This is a genomic window from Sporosarcina thermotolerans (assembly GCF_030067815.1).
Lineage (GTDB): Bacteria > Bacillota > Bacilli > Bacillales_A > Planococcaceae > Sporosarcina > Sporosarcina thermotolerans.
On sequence record NZ_CP125968.1, the window covers coordinates 2738143 to 2754123 of the forward strand.

The following is a 15981-nucleotide window of genomic DNA, read 5'->3' on the forward strand; positions in this document are numbered from 1 at the left end:
CACCACGCCGAATTAATACAAGCCGTCAGCGCATATGCTGTCATATAACGACACAGGAGGTGGACCGATGAGCGGATTTGTTATGACACTCGTCCAACTGTGGGTCGAAATCCCGGCAATGGTCGGCTATATCCGGGGCAGGCATTCCGTCGCCCGTTATCCAAAGCGGAAGAAGCGGATTGTTTGAAGCGATTGGCAGAAGGTGATGAGAGCGCAAGAGATGAGCTAATAGAAAGGAATATGCGCCTCGTCGCTCACGTAGTAAAAAAATTCCACCCAAAACACGAACAACTGGACGATTACATTTCCATTGGTACAATCGGGCTTATGAAGGCTGTAAACAGTTTTACACTTGACCGTAAAACGAAATTAGCGACATATGCAGCCCGTTGTATTGAAAATGAAATACTCATGTACCTAAGAACCCAAAAAAAAGTGCAAAAAGACGTATCGCTTTTTGATCCAATCGGACAGACAAGGATGGGCAGTCCCTTCAGATAGCAGATTTGTTGCAAACCGAAGAGGAAGCTCCAGTCGAAACCGTCCAACAGAAAGAGCTTAAAGAACGGCTTTATCGCCATCTTGGAAAGTTGGATGGAAGGGAGCTCGAAATCATCCAAAGAAGATATGGATTATTGGATGATCAACCGATGACCCAAAAGGACATTGCCCAGCAACTCAATATTTCAAGAAGCTATGTTTCCCGTATCGAGAAAAGGGCCATTGTCAAATTGTATCAGCTATTTAAGCATGAATACAATGAATAACCAAAAGCGGAGGGCGCCTGCTTATTCCCAACAAGCGGTGGAAGACATGCCGGAAAGGCGCACTTTGCCTTTTTGGCATGTCTGAACCGACTTGAGGGACTGGCGCTCGGAGTCTATACGTAAACAAAAACGCAGGGCGACCGGAGTCTATACGAAGTAAAAAGGCGTTTCCTTACACAGGGCCCCCGGCCGCGTGAAAGGAAACGCCAATTTAATGCATTTTGTTTTTACATCTCGCATTTAGGATATCAGTCTGCACTTACCTCACGAGCGATTATAACAGCGAGAACTGTGGATAGAAAAAACACGCCAGCCATTAGATAAAACATCTATCATAACCTCCTTATAGACAATAAATACCTTACTTCTATCTTACCATATATCAATTATAATTTCGATAAGACATGCATGACAATTTCAGAAGAATGTTTTGCTGCAAGGGGTAGGAATTCATCAAAACTGATTGAAGATTCCTTACCGGCAATATCGGATAATGCTCGGATTACAACAAAAGGTGTTCCAAATTGGTGACAAACCTGTGCAACCGCTGCTGCTTCCATTTCAGCAGCAATCATTTTCGGAAACTGACTTTTCACGAGATTAACACGTTCACTGTCGCTCATGAATACATCCCCTGAAGCAATCAGTCCTGTCGCATGCGCGTGTTCCCCAATTTCCTCAACGGCTTCCCTTGCGGCTTGGACAAGCTTCGGATCTGATAGATAAGACGGTGGCATTCCCGGTACTTGGCCGATTTCATAACCAAAGACGCACGCGTCCACGTCATGATGTCTGACCTCATCCGAGATGACAATTGTTCCAACTTCAAGGGTTTCAGCAAAACCACCTGCGGATCCAGTGTTTAGAATTGCATCTGGCTTATATTGTTGTATTAGCAATGTCGTTGCAATTGCCGCGTTTACTTTACCAATCCCACTTTTCACAAGGATGATATCATGATTGCCAATCTTTCCTTCAATGAACTCACACCCTGCAATCACGCTTGCATGCTGTGTTTCGATTTTTCCTCTTAAGATTTCTACTTCTTCTTCCATTGCACCTATAATTGCTATTTTCATCTAGTTGCCCTCCGACTGTAGTTCAGTTCAATATTCAAAGTCCAATGTGTTTAAAATATCCATTTTCACTGGCTGCCAACCCTTTTCATCCACCCATTCGAGATAAACACGGAATTTCTCCACTTCGTCCCTAGTTGAGACAATCCCAATCGATTTTTGTGGCCCACCGCCATTTTTAATCTTCCAATAGATTAAGGATTCCTCCGGAAATCCAGTTGCATAGGCGATTGCTTTTTTCTTTTCATCCCAGTCAACAGTACCTATTTCATAGATTGAAATATGATCGCCTGTTTGAACTGTTCCGATTGGCTGCCAAGCATTGTTAATAATTGTTTCATCAATTATCTCTTCATCATTCGGGACAATAGTTATGGTATCTTCATCGTTAGCTTCGTCAGTATTTCCGTCTCCGGATGTTCCCGCTCCCGAACCATCAGATCCTCCATCGTCCGTGCTTTCATCATTCACATCACTATCATTGGATTGATCTTCATCATCAGCCGGCATTCCATTTTCACCGTCAGTATCTGCATCGTTTTCACTTGAGTTCTCTTCGATGTTCTCTTGTGCATCTTGATTTGCTGTTTGATCCTTACTATCATCGTTTTTACTGCCGATAAAAATATTGGCCCCGACGATCACTATCAATACAACAACAAGTCCAATCATAATATTTAATAATTGGTTGCCTCGGTTCTTTCTTTTTTTACGGCTCGTTCGTGAATAATTTGAATTAGTTCCATTCATACAACCATCCCCCTTTACAGTTAGTCAAGGCAAACTAAACCCCTATAAGGGAAAAAACCGCCCTCATATTGAAGGCGGCCATTAAAGGTCACTTTATTTCAACAATAACGACCGACATTTCTCCCCCTGGAGTCACAATCTTAACTTCGTCGCCTTTTTTACGGCCAATCAAGCCCTTTGCGATTGGTGAATCGTTAGAGATTAACCCTTCAATCGGATTAGCTTCTGCTGAGCCTACAATCGTGTATGTCTCTTCATCACCATCAGGTAGTTCTTTAAATGTAACCGTTTTCCCAAGTTGTACTTCATCAGTATTCAATTCGTTTTCTGTGATAATGACAGAGTTACGAATCATCGACTCGAGTGTAGAAATCTTTCCTTCAACAAATGCCTGATCTTCCTTCGCGGAATCATATTCCGAGTTTTCCGATAGGTCACCAAAGCTACGAGCAACTTTAATGCGTTCAACGACTTCTTTTCGTTTTACAGTTTTTAAGAACTCAAGCTCATCTTCAAGCTTTTTTTTGCCTGATACTGTCATTGGATATTTTTTCTCTGATACCATTTTACAACACTCCTCATATTCCTGTTCATAAAAACACTATGCCGCTCCTGCTAAAGGTATGCGACATAGGGCCATTTATATTGAATTCTGACTTTATCATATTACAATTTCGTGCCGTATTCAAGAATTGTTTTTATTTTCGTTACCATAAGGTCAATCGCAACTTCATTATGACCGCCTTCCGGGATGATAATATCTGCATACCGTTTTGTCGGTTCAATGAACTGATTGTGCATTGGACGAACAACTGATAGATATTGCTCGATAACAGAATCGATTGTTCTGCCTCTTTCGTTAATATCTCTCAAAAGACGCCTAATAATGCGTAAATCAGCATCCGTGTCGACAAAAAGCTTAATATCCATCAGATCACGCAGCCTTTCATCCTCAAGAACAAGAATTCCCTCAAGAATGATGACGTCCTTCGGCTCAATCGTTATCTTCTGATCAGACCTTGTATGCAAAGCATAGTCATACACCGGTTTTTCTATTGCTTCCCGATCTAAAAGTTTACCGATATGAGCAATCAACAAATCTGTATCAAACGCAAGTGGATGATCGTAGTTTGTCAAAAGTCTTTCTTCAAACTCCAAATGGGATTGGTCCTTATAATAATAATCCTGTTCAATAACAACAACTGAGTGTTCCTTGAACACATTATAAATACGGTTCGTAACACTGGTCTTCCCCGATCCTGAACCACCGGCAATGCCAATGACAAGAGGTTTGCTCTTATCCATTTATTTTCCTCCCTCAAATGCAGGGAAACCCCAGTCCCTCTTTTTAACTGCAATTAAAATTCCGTCACCAACTGGAAGCAGTGACGTTTCATACTGAGGATGCCCCATGATCCAAGTAGTGAATTCCTTTAGATTTCGAATCATCGTACGGTTCCGTTTCGGTAATTCTTCATCCGGAATCAGTACCGCACCATGCATAAACATATTATCACAATAAATGACACCGCCCGGAGCAACATGCTTTGAATATTTCTCAAAAAACCGTTTGTATTGGCCTTTCGCAGCATCAATGAACAGAGCATCATACTGACGTGCAGGAATAAGATCTTCATCCATCAGTAAAGCATCGCCTTCAATGATGGTAATCCTATCATTGTATCCACTTCGCTCGATATACTCGACTGCGGACTCATACCTTTCTTTGTCCCGTTCGATGGTAACGATGGACACTTCTTTTATTGACGATACCATCCGGATAGCAGAATATCCTATTGCGCTGCCGATTTCAAGTATAAACTTTGGCTGCTGGATTCGAAGTAGACCGACAAACGTGTCAATCCCGTTCCTATCCATTATCGGAATCCTATTTTCTTCTGCAAAATTCTCCATTTCTTGAATCAACGGACTTTCGGCTTCAGTCAAATTGGAAATATATGTTGTGTACTCACTCACGATGATCACTTCCATTCTTTCTGCGGCTCAATCGCCTGATAGATGTTCTGCAATATTAGCCAAATGCTCTTCGTAAGTCTTCGCGAAGTAATTCTTTCCTTCCTTGTCTGCAAGGAAATAGAAGTACTCCGTAATTGCAGGGTCAACTACTGCCTCGATTGAAGACTTTCCAGAATTCGCTATTGGTCCAGGAGGAAGTCCAACGTATTTATATGTGTTATATGGATCATCAACTTCCAAATCGGCAAATAAAACCCTATCTTTATGCATGCCTAACGCATATAAAACAGTTGGATCTGTCTGAAGCATCATGCCTTTTTCCAATCTGTTATAAAAGACACTTGCAATTGCCTCTCGATCCGTAGTTGCCGTGGCTTCCCTTTCAAGTAAACTGGCGAATGTAAGTAACCAATGAACAGACCTTCCGTTTGACTCTAAATAAGCGAAGTAAGGTGTAATGTTCGAAGATGTTGCATCCAACATCGTAGTGACAACCGTTTCAACTGATGGCTTCTCTTCGTAGAATGGATACGTAGCTGGATATAAATACCCTTCAAGTGGATATCTAACGTCTTCAGCCAAAATATCTTCAGTTAGAATTTTAGGGTATTTACCCATAAGATCCGCAATCGTCTGCTCGTTATTCACATACTTCAAAAAGTCCTTTGCAGGGATTCCGGCCCGTTTTTCAACTACATTTGCTATCTGATCCAATGTTAAGCCTTCTGGAACAGTCATAGTGAAAATTGGTGTCCTATAGACTTTACCTGTTTTTAGACTTTCAATTAATTCATCCAAAGTCATTGCCTTTGTCAATCCATACGAACCCGCTTGAAACTGCGCCTCGTTGTTGAATTTTGCATAATACTTAAATATTTTCGCATTCCTGACTAGACCTTTTTCCTCCAGCATTTCGGCAATCGATGTTAACCCAGATCCTATCGGAACTTCAACATCTATTATCTCTTCGGAGTTAGGGTCAACAGGCTGTAGTGCTTCGTTTATGTATTTATAAACTGCACGGCCACCAAGAAGCCCCCCGATTATGATTAACAATGTGAGAACAAACACGATGCGCCTAACAATTTTCACTTCTTTTTTCTGTTCGAGCATCTTTTCAAACATCGCTTCTTTTTTTTGACCCATTTTCCATTCTGCGTAACCCCATTTCGTGCTATCTAACTATTGAACTGAAAACTTGGATAAAGGTTCTTTTCATTGAAAAAAACGGAATGGCCTGCACCATTCCGTCCGTGCACATATGAATTATTCTTCGTCCTCGTCGTCTTCAGCAAGGAAAGTGTTCAACATTTCTTCAATCATATCCCACTCTTCGTCTGTTTCGATTGGCAATAACTCTCCGTCTTCGTTATCTTCTGATGGGATGAAAGCAGAAGCATGGATTTCAACCTCTTCATCTTCGCCGACTTCATCTTCACCTAAAATGTGGTAAAGGACATATGATTTTCCAAAATCTTCCGAATCGAATGTGAAAATAACTTCACATACATGCTCTACACCGTGCTCATCTACTACTGTCATTGTTTCTTGTCCATGTTCCATATAAATCACCTCATCTATTTTTTGAATCAAGATACCCTTGTAGTATCATGACTGCTGCCATCTTATCGATGACGGTTTTTCTTTTCTTTCTGCTGACATCCGCTTCGATCAGCATCCGTTCCGCTGCCATTGTCGTAAGTCTCTCATCCCACAGTACAGCAGGATGACCGAACGTTTCCTTTAAAAGTTCCGCGTATCTTTCAGATGCTTCCCCTCTTGGACCGATCGAGTTGTTCATGTTTTTCGGATAACCGACAACGAAAGAAGTAACTGCATATTCAGTAACAAGCTCCTGAATTCTTGACATACCAAATTGGCCGGCACTTTCATCAATCTTAATCGTTTCGATGCCTTGGGCTGTCCACCCAAGTGCATCGCTGATTGCAATACCGACCGTTTTGGAACCAACATCCAACCCCATTACCCTCACTTGGATTTACCTCCGTTTTCACGGATGTAGAACTTCACAAGCTCCTCAAGAATTTCGTCCCTCTCCAATTTCCGGATGAGGTTACGGGCTTCATAATGACGAGGAATATAAGCTGGGTCGCCAGAAAGAAGATAACCGACAATCTGGTTAATAGGATTGTAACCCTTGTCCTCTAGTGCTTTATGCACATGAAGCATGACCAATTTTACTTCTTGCTCCATCGATTCCTCAGGAAAGTTGAATTTCATCGTTTTGTCGTATGAATTCATAGTCGACACCCCACTTTCCAATCGTCCGTTTGTTAATCGGATATCTGTCCCACTTCTCTATACCCGATGCCTATTTCCGGTTAAACGGATTTGACATAATCATACACGGATTGGAGGGCTACATCAAGTTTAGAAGCATCCTTTGCACCTGCCATCGCCATATCTGGACGACCTCCACCTTTACCGCCGCACTGAGAAGCTACATGATTGACGATTTTTCCGGCATGGAATTTCCCGCCTTTCAAGTCTTCTGTCACTCCAGATGCGAGTAAAACCTTTCCTTCCGACGCCGCACCAAGTACAATTACACCTTTTACAATCTTTTGTTTCAATTCATCAATCATTTGTCTAAGTGCATTGTTATCCTTAACATCCACTCTGGCTGATATTACTGTCACATCGTCAATTTGTTGTGAAGTTGCCAATATATCTGATAGTTGGCTATTCCCCAATTTCGCGGAAAGTGAATCATTTTCACGATGAAGCTCTTTTACCTCCATCAACGTGGATTGGACCTTCGTTACAATCTCTTTTGGATTAGTTTTTAAAATTGTCGCAGCGCTGTTCAATAGTCCCTCTTCCATTTTGAATGAGAGGTAGGCTTGTTTGCCAGTAACTGCCTCGATTCGTCTTGTACCTGCACCAATTCCGCTTTCCGATTCAATTTTGAAAAGGCCTATTGTAGAAGTTGCCGGCACATGGCAACCACCGCATAATTCAAGTGAAAAATCTCCCACGGAAACTACACGAACTACATCCCCATATTTCTCACCGAATAAAGCCATTGCACCCATTTCTTTTGCTTCATTAATCGGTTTCTGTTCAATTTGAACGGAGATATCTTCCCAAATCTTTTCATTAACGATTTCTTCAATCCGTTCCAATTCCTCTTTTGTGACTTGACCAAAATGTGAGAAGTCGAAACGTAGACGATCCGGTCCAACATACGATCCAGCCTGATTAACATGTTCTCCAAGTACGAGTTTTAACGCTTTATGAAGAAGATGAGTTGCTGTATGGTTTTTGATCGTCAATTTACGTGATTCCACATCCACCTCTGCATGTACATTGGTGCTATGCGAAACTTCGCCTGAACGAACAATTCCGGAATGCAAGTTTTGGCCATTCGGCGCTTTCTGCACATCCTTCACATCGATGATGAATGCCACACTTTCAACGATTCCTTTATCCGCGATTTGCCCTCCGCTTTCTGCATAGAACGGTGTACGTTCAAGGATGAATTGGATTTCATCCCCTTCAGAAGCATGCGCAACCAAATCACCATTATGCAATAAAACGCTGATTTGTGACTCGCAAGCCAAATTATCATATCCGATAAATTCGCTTGATTCATGAAGATTCCCTAACACTTCTGATTGAACATGCATTGAATCGACATCTTGTCGAGCCGCCCTAGCACGTTTCCGTTGATTCTCCATTTCTTCTTCAAAGCCGACACGGTCGACTGTCACTCCTGCTTCTTCTGCAAACTCTTCTGTTAGCTCAAACGGGAAGCCGTATGTGTCATAAAGCTTAAATGCATCTTTACCAGATACGACTGAATGGCCAGCAGCTTTCGCTTTTTCCATAACAGTGTTCAATATAGACAATCCTTCGTGCAAAGTCTCATGGAAGCGTTCTTCCTCATTCTTAATAACCTTCATAATGAAAGCTTCTTTTTCTTTGACTTGTGGATAGAAGTCTTCCATTACTTCCCCAACGACAGGGACGAGTTCATACATGAATGGCTTATTGATACCCAATTGTTTTGCGAAGCGTACTGCGCGACGTAAAAGTCTACGTAAGACATATCCTCTTCCTTCGTTGGAAGGTAGTGCCCCGTCGCCGATCGCAAACGCAACAGTACGGATATGGTCAGCAATCACTTTAAATGCTGTGTCTTTTACTTCGTTCTCGCCGTATTTCTCGCCGGAAACGTTTTCTACAGAATGGATGATCGGCATAAATAGATCCGTGTCAAAGTTTGTCGGCACTTCTTGGATGACGGAAACAAGACGTTCAAGTCCCATTCCAGTATCAATATTTTTCTTTGGTAGCGGCGTGTACGTGTTATCAGGATTATGGTTGAATTCGGAGAACACTAAGTTCCAGATTTCTAAGTAGCGTTCATTTTCACCGCCTGGATACAATTCCGGATCCGAAAAATCATCGCCATATGATGGGCCTCGATCATAGAAAATTTCTGAGTTCGGGCCGCTTGGTCCTTCTCCGATATCCCAGAAGTTCCCTTCTAATCGGATAATGCGCTCTTCGGGAATACCGATTTTATCTTTCCAAATTGCGTATGCTTCGTCATCTTCCGGGTGGATGGTGACGGAAAGTAATTCCGGTCGAAGCCGATCCATTTTTCATTCGTTAGGAAATCCCATGCACGGATGATTGCTTCTTCTTTGAAGTAGTCACCGATTGAGAAGTTCCCTAACATTTCGAAGAATGTATGGTGGCGAGCAGTTTTTCCGACATTTTCGATGTCGTTTGTTCGGATTGATTTTTGGGCGTTGACGATACGTGGGTTAGTTGGGATGACACGTCCGTCGAAATATTTTTTTAGTGTTGCGACTCCGCTGTTGATCCATAGAAGTGAAGGGTCGTCGATTGGCACTAGGGGGTGCTGATGGTTCTTCGCTGTGGCCATGTTGTTTGAAGTATTCAAGAAACATTCTTCTGACTTCAGCTGATGTTAGTTTTTTCATGAAATTTCCTCCTTGGGTTATTATAAACCGTTGCTTTACGTTGCAGGCGGACGCTTTCCAATCGAACCACGAAGAGTTCGATTTGCCGTATTTCTGCGTTTTTTGCAGAAATTAAGGCAGCGACTTACAACTTCCTGCTCCCTTAGGGTCGCAGTAAACATTGCTCGTAACGCTACGCTTTTGCTGGAGTCGCCGCCTTCCACTTCAAGCAACTAGACATACTTAACAATCAAAGATTTGAAAGCAAAAGCAAAAATAAAATTAAATAAAAACAAAAAAATCTCCTCCCCTGTACAAGGGACGAAGATTTTTTCGTGGTACCACCCTAATTTACCGGTGAAAACCGGTATCTCAAGACGCCTTAACGCGGCTAACGGCAAGGATTAGTTGCTCTCGGGAGTAGCTTTCCGGCAAATGGCCATGGGAATCCTTGCAGCCTGGGGATTCCTTTCTGAACATGGCGATAGGCGTACTTTCTCCGTCAACGAATTTTATATGATACTTAGGATTATAGGGAATAGAGTGCGATGTGTCAATCTATTGCCTCGGAAATGTCGTATGGGGTTATTCCCCTCATACCAATCATCGGGTCAATGCCAAGAATTGTTTCTCTTGTAAGTCTGTATTCTTTTTTAACATCGGAATCAGGATTGTCTAAGGTTTCACTATGTTTCGCCAGTTGGCTTGTTTCAATGACATCTTCATTTTCCACGATAGACTCTTTGCGTAATCTTTCCTTTAGAGTCGTCTGGCGCTCCAGTTCGTCTGTCCGATTTATTCCAATTTTGAATTCCTCAGGCTCTCCACATAGAATTAGAAAGTTTTTGGCCCGTGTAATCCCTGTGTATAAAAGATTTTTCCGGAGCATTTTCCGATAGCCTCGGACAATTGGCATGACGACAATTGGAAATTCACTACCTTGGGATTTATGGATTGAACAGCAATAAGCTAGTGTTATCTGATTTAAGTCATTACGTTCATATTCCACTTCAATCCCGTCGTATGAAACGATCAGCATTTCCTTTTTATCCACTGTTTCTTTAGCTTTGATGATAGAGATAACTTCACCCATATCGCCATTGAAAACATTACTTTCAGGTTGGTTGACAAGCTGGAGCACTTTGTCCCGATACGGTAAACAGTCTCCCCGAATACGACTTCCTTCCGGTCAGGACCCGGAGGATTGACCATCTGCTGGATCATCTTGTTTAACCCGTCTATACCTGCAGGCCCTTTGTACATTGGTGCAAGTACTTGGATGTTTTTGATATGGTGGCCCTTTGAAATTGCATTTTTGACCACCTGTTCGACCACTTCAAGGATTTGATCTCCATATGCTTTGATAAATGAACGATCTCCTGTTTTCCGGGTGATATCATCTACCCAGTCGCCGTTTTTAATCATATGGGCCATTTCAATAATTGTGGATCCGGCACTTTGACGATAGATTTCGGTCAGTTCGACAACCGGGATTTTTCCTGAGGTAAGCATATCTTTTAAAACTTGTCCGGGCCCTACAGGGGGAAGCTGATCCTGGTCGCCAACGAAAAGGATTTGGATATCGTTTTGTAATGCCTTCAGCAACTGGTGCGCTAACCATGTATCGACCATCGACATTTCATCGATTATGATGAGTCGCCCTTCCACTTCCTTTCCGATTGCATCATCTCTTTCTTGGCCAGTGAAACCAAGAAGGCGATGGATTGTCATCGCAGGAAGGCCCGTGGATTCAGACATCCTTTTAGCCGCACGACCTGTCGGAGCCGCTAAAACAATTGGAAAACTTTCTTCTTTTTTCGCATAGATTTTGGGGTCTAATGAAAGACCGTGCAACTCGGCATATACTTCAACTAATCCCCGAATTACTGTTGTTTTACCAGTACCCGGACCACCAGTAAGAATCATTGCTGGAGAATGAATAGCCTCCTGAATTGCAGCAACTTGAGTTTCTGCATAACTGACGCCAAGACGTTCTTCCGCTTCACCAATTGCTTTTCTGATTTCGGATACCGGAAATTTGTCGGCATGGTCATTCTCCATAATTCGTTCCAACTTCGAAGCGATGCCAATTTCCGAGAAATAGAGAGAAGGGACATATAGCCTTTTACCTTCGCCACAGAGCTTCCCTTCCTCCACCAATTCAATGACCATTTGAGAAATTTGCTGAAAAGTCACTTCTTCCCTTTGGCTACTTTCAAGTAGTCGCTTCACTTCCGGCAAAATCATTTCTGCGTCTAAAAAAACATGGCCGGCGGACTGGACTCCTTGGTTGATCGAATGAAGAATGGCAGCTTTCACACGTGAAGGGTGGCTACCCGTGATACCCAATTGTTTACCTAATTCATCCGCTCGTTGAAAACCAATTCCTTCAACGTCCTCTATCAACCGAAAAGGGTTTTCTTTTAATAATTCAATTGCTTCCTCGCGATATGTCTGGTAAATCCGCATGGAAAGTTGGGGGCCAAAACCCCATTCATTCAATTGAACCATCGAACGTTCTAACCCTAAATTTTCCTGCAGTACTGTAACAAGGGTTTCTTTCCTCTCTTCTGAGAGCTTAGGAATACGGTCCAAAAACAGACGGATTTTCAAGAATCTGTTTGATAGCGTCCATTCCTAAAGTTTTAACAATTGTATCCGCAGTTTTTCTACCAATACCGGGGAATAAATCACTTGATAGATAATGGACAATCCCAGTTTCGGTTTCTGGCAATTCTTTGGAGAAGGTGTGGACATCGAATTGCTGTCCGTACGTCGAATGGTTGACAAGTACCCCCGTTAATCGATAATCCTCTTCGTTTGCGAGCGGTGGAAAATTTCCTTTTATGACAATTTCCCGATCCGCATAACCGCTATTTGTTTTCGTTATTTTCAATTTGACAATTGAAAATAGATTATCGGGATTGTGGAAGATTGTAACTACCGGTCTTCCAACTATGAACATCGCCTCTGCATTTCCTTCCATACCTTCCACCACCTTAACCATCAGCTGTTATGATTGTTCGCCCATTTTGATCATGTCGTAAATATATCGTGCCTGGGTATGTTCCGGTTCAAGTGTGAATGCCTTCTCAAGATGATGAATAGCATCCTCTTTCCGGTTTGTCGATACTGCATACAACACACCGATATTATAATGGGCATCAACATTCGCCTCGTCCTTTTCAAGGATAAATCGAAGTTCTTTGCCTGCTTCCTCAAATAATTCCATTTCAGCAAGGAGAATTCCATAGGCTAGCCTAATTTCAAGGTCATCAGGAGCCAATTCAGCTGCCCTTTGAAAATACGGCAATGCAAGTTTACTATTACCAGATTGCTTTAAACTTTTTCCAAGCATGAAAAAAGCATCAGCTTCATTTAAACCGGCTCGGATTGCTTTTTCATACAACTTTGCCGCCTCTTCAAAACGGTCATTCGTAAAATAGAGATTGCCTAATCCATATAAAGCTGAACCAGCATTTTCGTCTAAAGTAATCGCCTTTTGAAAGAATCGCTCCGCCCTTTCCGTGTCACCTAGGGAAGCAAATACATTTGCTATGTTAATGTACCCTACCGGATTGTCCGGTTCCTCCTCAGCCGCTTTCATGAAAGCTTCTATCGCTTTTTCATACGCCCCTTCTTGCAGGGCTTTTATTCCAAGTTCATTGTATTCCATCGAATTTCCTCTCATCCTACGTAATCTAATTGCACGCCGTTTTTGATGACTGTATCGATTGTTCCACCACCAAGACATTCTTCTCCGTCATAAAACACGACAGCTTGACCAGGAGTAATCGCTCTTACTGGTTGGGCAAACGTAACGGCTGCCTCACCATTTTCCAATAGTTCAACTGTCACTTTCGTATCAGGTTGACGGTATCGGAATTTCGCCGTACATTCAAATGTTTTCGGCATCTTACGAGCAGTTGAAAAACTGATATTAATGGCAGTTAGGCTATCGGAATAAAGTGCATCATGATGGAATCCTTGACCGACAAGCAATGTATTTTCTTTAAGATCCTTTCCAATAACGAACCAAGGATCACCAGCACCACCGATTCCAAGACCATGACGCTGTCCGATTGTATAATACATTAACCCATCATGTTTTCCGACGGTTTTTCCGTCCATCGTTTTCATTTCGCCTGGTTGAGCTGGCAAGTATTGGCCAAGGAATTCCTTGAAATTCCGTTCACCGATAAAGCAAATGCCTGTTGAATCTTTTTTCTTCGCTGTTGTAAGTCCAGCTCTCTCAGCAATTTTACGAACTTCTGATTTATCGAGGTCGCCAATCGGGAACATCACTTTTTGCAATTGCTCCTGATTGAGCTGATTAAGGAAGTAGGTCTGGTCTTTGTTTTCATCTTTCCCTCTTAACATCGCTACCCCTTGTTCTGTTTCTACGACTTGTGCATAGTGGCCTGTTGCCAAGAAATCCGCTCCAAGACTGATTGCATGATCTAAAAACGCTTTGAATTTTATTTCCTTATTACACATTACGTCTGGGTTCGGCGTCCTTCCGGCTTTGTATTCCTCAAGGAAATAGGAAAAGACTTTATCCCAATATTGTTGTTCAAAGTTGACTGCATAATAAGGGATTCCGATTTCATTACATACACTGATTACGTCTTCGTAGTCCTCAGTTGCGGTACAAACCCCAAACTCATCTGTGTCATCCCAGTTTTTCATAAAAATTCCGATGACGTCATATCCTTGTTCCTTTAATAGTAGTGCCGCTACGGAAGAGTCAACACCGCCGGACATCCCGATGACTACTCTTGTTTCAGCAATCGGTTTAGTTGTAGTTCTCATTGTTATTCATCCTTTTTAAATTCATTTCACTAGTCGGTTTACGATTTCTGAAGTTTTTTGTGCCGCATCTCGGATAGCGTCTTCTTCAAGACCAAGTCCGAAGCTGAATCGTACGGAATTCCTTAATTTTGCAGATTCACTTCCACAAATTGCGGATAAAACATGGGATGGCTCAAGAGATCCTGCTGTACAAGCGGAACCGCTTGATACCGCAATTCCTGCCATATCCATATTTACTAACAGGGATTCAATATCTGTTCCTGGGAAACTTATATTTATAACATGCGGGAGTCTTTCTGCTCCGTTTGCATTCACTTCATAGGATACATTGTTCATTTCAAAAGTCTCTGTTAGGATTTTTTCAAAGCCCGCATATTTGATACGGTTTTGAGCCATCTCTTGTTGAGCTATTTTCACAGCTTCTGCAAAGGCTGAAATCGCGGGTACATTTTCCGTTCCCGCTCTTCTTTTCCTCTCCTGTTCACCACCAAAGAGTAGCGGATTCGTTTGAAGTCCTTTTCTTTGGTACAAGAAGCCGACACCTTTAGGTCCATTCAACTTATGGGCAGATGCACTTAGTAAATCAACATGTAGTTCATTCACATCCAGTTCCACTACTCCGAATGCTTGTACAGCATCGGTATGAAAAATAGCCTGGTGTTCCTTCAATACTTCACCAATCTCCTTGATCGGTTGAATCGTACCAATCTCATTGTTTCCATACATGATTGACACAAGGATTGTTTGATCTGTTAATGCAGCCTCTATTTGTTTTACATTTACTTTCCCGTTTTTATCAACAGGTAAATATGTTACTTGAAAACCGGATTTCTCTAATTCTTTACAAGAATTCAGAACCGCATGGTGTTCAATCGCAGTGGTAATTATATGATTGCCTTTTTCTTTCATTGAATTTGCTGTGCCAAAAACAGCAATATTATCTGCTTCAGTGCCTCCTGAAGTAAAGATGATTTCAGGCGGTTCTGCGTGTAATGCTTCCGCAATCGTCTTTCTTGATTCGTCTAAAAGCTTACGTGAAGTACGACCGAATGTATGGATGCTCGAGGGGTTGCCGAATACCGTGTCCATTGCGCGCATATAGGCCGCACTGACTTCCGGATGTATAGGAGTTGTGGCAGCATGATCTAAATATATCATTGTCTTGATTCGTCTCCTTCACAGGATTATATATAAAACATATATCCGTCTAAATTAGATTCATCTTCTGATTCAATAAGGTCCTTAATCGTCGTTTTGTCGAGGACTTCCCTAATTGCGTCCCCGATTCGATTCCAAAGTGTCTGTTGTGGTACATTGCTCTCCTCAATTCCTTCAACAACCTGAATTGGGCCTTCAAGCAATCTAATCACATCTCCGGCTGTTATCTCACTCGGTGGTTTCGAAAGCTTATAGCCCCCGTAAGCACCACGGACACTATTCACAATTCCGCTATTGCGCAAAGTAGGTATGAGTTGCTCTAAATAAGCTTCTGATAGATTTTGTTCTTCTGCTATTTTTCGCAATGGCAAAGGGCCTTCCCCATACTTTTTCCCAAGCTCTACAACAACCGTGAGTCCATACCGACCTTTCGTAGAAATCCTCATAATTACCAACGTCCTTTTCTTTAACTACACTTCAAAATAT

At 42.2% G+C, this 15981-nt stretch carries 13 protein-coding genes, 3 pseudogenes and 1 other annotated feature; of the genes and pseudogenes, 1 reads left to right on the top strand and 15 read right to left on the bottom strand.

Annotation, left to right across the window (positions count from 1 at the left end; genetic code table 11):
- Positions 1–67 precede the first annotated feature (67 nt).
- Positions 68–767, top strand: a pseudogene (gene sigK, locus QNH10_RS15530) (RNA polymerase sporulation sigma factor SigK).
- A gap of 386 nt (positions 768–1153) precedes the next feature.
- Here the strand turns inward: sigK and mtnN are convergent.
- The 15 genes and pseudogenes from mtnN to cymR all read right to left on the bottom strand — a co-directional run bounded on the left by mtnN (position 1154) and on the right by cymR (position 15941).
- Positions 1154–1846, bottom strand: coding sequence for a 5'-methylthioadenosine/S-adenosylhomocysteine nucleosidase (gene mtnN / locus QNH10_RS15535; RefSeq protein ID WP_283732257.1), 693 nt, complete (start codon positions 1844–1846; stop codon positions 1154–1156).
- 27 nt (positions 1847–1873) lie between these two features.
- A complete protein-coding gene (locus QNH10_RS15540) occupies positions 1874–2593 on the bottom strand; it encodes a YrrS family protein (RefSeq protein ID WP_283732259.1) in 720 nt (239 codons plus the stop codon).
- Between the two features lie 88 nt (positions 2594–2681).
- Positions 2682–3158 (bottom strand): transcription elongation factor GreA, encoded by a 477-nt coding sequence (gene greA, locus QNH10_RS15545; protein WP_283732260.1) that lies wholly within the window; start codon positions 3156–3158, stop codon positions 2682–2684.
- Between the two features lie 101 nt (positions 3159–3259).
- A complete protein-coding gene (gene udk / locus QNH10_RS15550; RefSeq protein ID WP_283732262.1) occupies positions 3260–3898 on the bottom strand; it encodes a uridine kinase in 639 nt (212 codons plus the stop codon).
- A complete protein-coding gene (locus tag QNH10_RS15555) occupies positions 3899–4570 on the bottom strand; it encodes an O-methyltransferase (protein WP_283732263.1) in 672 nt (223 codons plus the stop codon). It abuts the gene before it with no gap.
- A gap of 27 nt (positions 4571–4597) precedes the next feature.
- Entirely contained in the window at positions 4598–5716 is a 1119-nt protein-coding gene (mltG, locus tag QNH10_RS15560) for an endolytic transglycosylase MltG (protein WP_283732264.1), read from the bottom strand.
- 120 nt (positions 5717–5836) lie between these two features.
- Positions 5837–6133, bottom strand: a complete 297-nt coding sequence (locus tag QNH10_RS15565) for a DUF1292 domain-containing protein (protein WP_283732265.1) — start codon at positions 6131–6133, stop codon at positions 5837–5839.
- Positions 6134–6143: 10 nt separating this feature from the next.
- Positions 6144–6563: a Holliday junction resolvase RuvX gene (gene ruvX, locus QNH10_RS15570; protein WP_283732266.1), complete on the bottom strand. Its 420-nt coding sequence runs from the start codon at positions 6561–6563 to the stop codon at positions 6144–6146.
- Entirely contained in the window at positions 6560–6832 is a 273-nt protein-coding gene (locus QNH10_RS15575; protein WP_283732267.1) for an IreB family regulatory phosphoprotein, read from the bottom strand. Before QNH10_RS15575 ends, ruvX begins: the two co-directional genes overlap by 4 nt.
- A gap of 80 nt (positions 6833–6912) precedes the next feature.
- A pseudogene (gene alaS / locus QNH10_RS15580) lies at positions 6913–9546 on the bottom strand (alanine--tRNA ligase).
- Positions 9547–9839: 293 nt separating this feature from the next.
- Positions 9840–10040: a binding site (T-box leader), on the bottom strand.
- 38 nt (positions 10041–10078) lie between these two features.
- Positions 10079–12511 (bottom strand): annotated as a pseudogene (gene recD2, locus QNH10_RS15585) (SF1B family DNA helicase RecD2).
- A 27-nt stretch (positions 12512–12538) separates the two neighbouring features.
- Positions 12539–13201 (bottom strand): tetratricopeptide repeat protein, encoded by a 663-nt coding sequence (locus tag QNH10_RS15590; protein ID WP_283732268.1) that lies wholly within the window; start codon positions 13199–13201, stop codon positions 12539–12541.
- A gap of 11 nt (positions 13202–13212) precedes the next feature.
- Complete coding sequence (gene mnmA / locus QNH10_RS15595) at positions 13213–14337, bottom strand: tRNA 2-thiouridine(34) synthase MnmA (RefSeq protein WP_283732269.1); 1125 nt, start codon at positions 14335–14337, stop codon at positions 13213–13215.
- A gap of 21 nt (positions 14338–14358) precedes the next feature.
- On the bottom strand, positions 14359–15495 hold the full coding sequence (locus tag QNH10_RS15600; protein ID WP_283732270.1) for a cysteine desulfurase family protein: 1137 nt from the start codon (positions 15493–15495) through the stop codon (positions 14359–14361).
- Positions 15496–15521: 26 nt separating this feature from the next.
- Positions 15522–15941, bottom strand: a complete 420-nt coding sequence (gene cymR, locus QNH10_RS15605) for a cysteine metabolism transcriptional regulator CymR (RefSeq protein WP_283732271.1) — start codon at positions 15939–15941, stop codon at positions 15522–15524.
- Positions 15942–15981: the final 40 nt, after the last annotated feature.

Bases quoted from the DNA above. Each gene is read 5' to 3' on its own strand.
- QNH10_RS15575 (WP_283732267.1), bottom strand. From the start codon at position 6,832: ATGAATTCATACGACAAAACGATGAAATTCAACTTTCCTGAGGAATCG.
- udk (WP_283732262.1), bottom strand. From the start codon at position 3,898: ATGGATAAGAGCAAACCTCTTGTCATTGGCATTGCCGGTGGTTCAGGA.
- QNH10_RS15600 (WP_283732270.1), bottom strand. From the start codon at position 15,495: ATGATATATTTAGATCATGCTGCCACAACTCCTATACATCCGGAAGTC.
- mtnN (WP_283732257.1), bottom strand. From the start codon at position 1,846: ATGAAAATAGCAATTATAGGTGCAATGGAAGAAGAAGTAGAAATCTTA.
- cymR (WP_283732271.1), bottom strand. From the start codon at position 15,941: ATGAGGATTTCTACGAAAGGTCGGTATGGACTCACGGTTGTTGTAGAG.
- QNH10_RS15540 (WP_283732259.1), bottom strand. From the start codon at position 2,593: ATGAATGGAACTAATTCAAATTATTCACGAACGAGCCGTAAAAAAAGA.
- mltG (WP_283732264.1), bottom strand. From the start codon at position 5,716: ATGGGTCAAAAAAAAGAAGCGATGTTTGAAAAGATGCTCGAACAGAAA.
- QNH10_RS15565 (WP_283732265.1), bottom strand. From the start codon at position 6,133: ATGGAACATGGACAAGAAACAATGACAGTAGTAGATGAGCACGGTGTA.
- QNH10_RS15590 (WP_283732268.1), bottom strand. From the start codon at position 13,201: ATGGAATACAATGAACTTGGAATAAAAGCCCTGCAAGAAGGGGCGTAT.
- greA (WP_283732260.1), bottom strand. From the start codon at position 3,158: ATGGTATCAGAGAAAAAATATCCAATGACAGTATCAGGCAAAAAAAAG.
- mnmA (WP_283732269.1), bottom strand. From the start codon at position 14,337: ATGAGAACTACAACTAAACCGATTGCTGAAACAAGAGTAGTCATCGGG.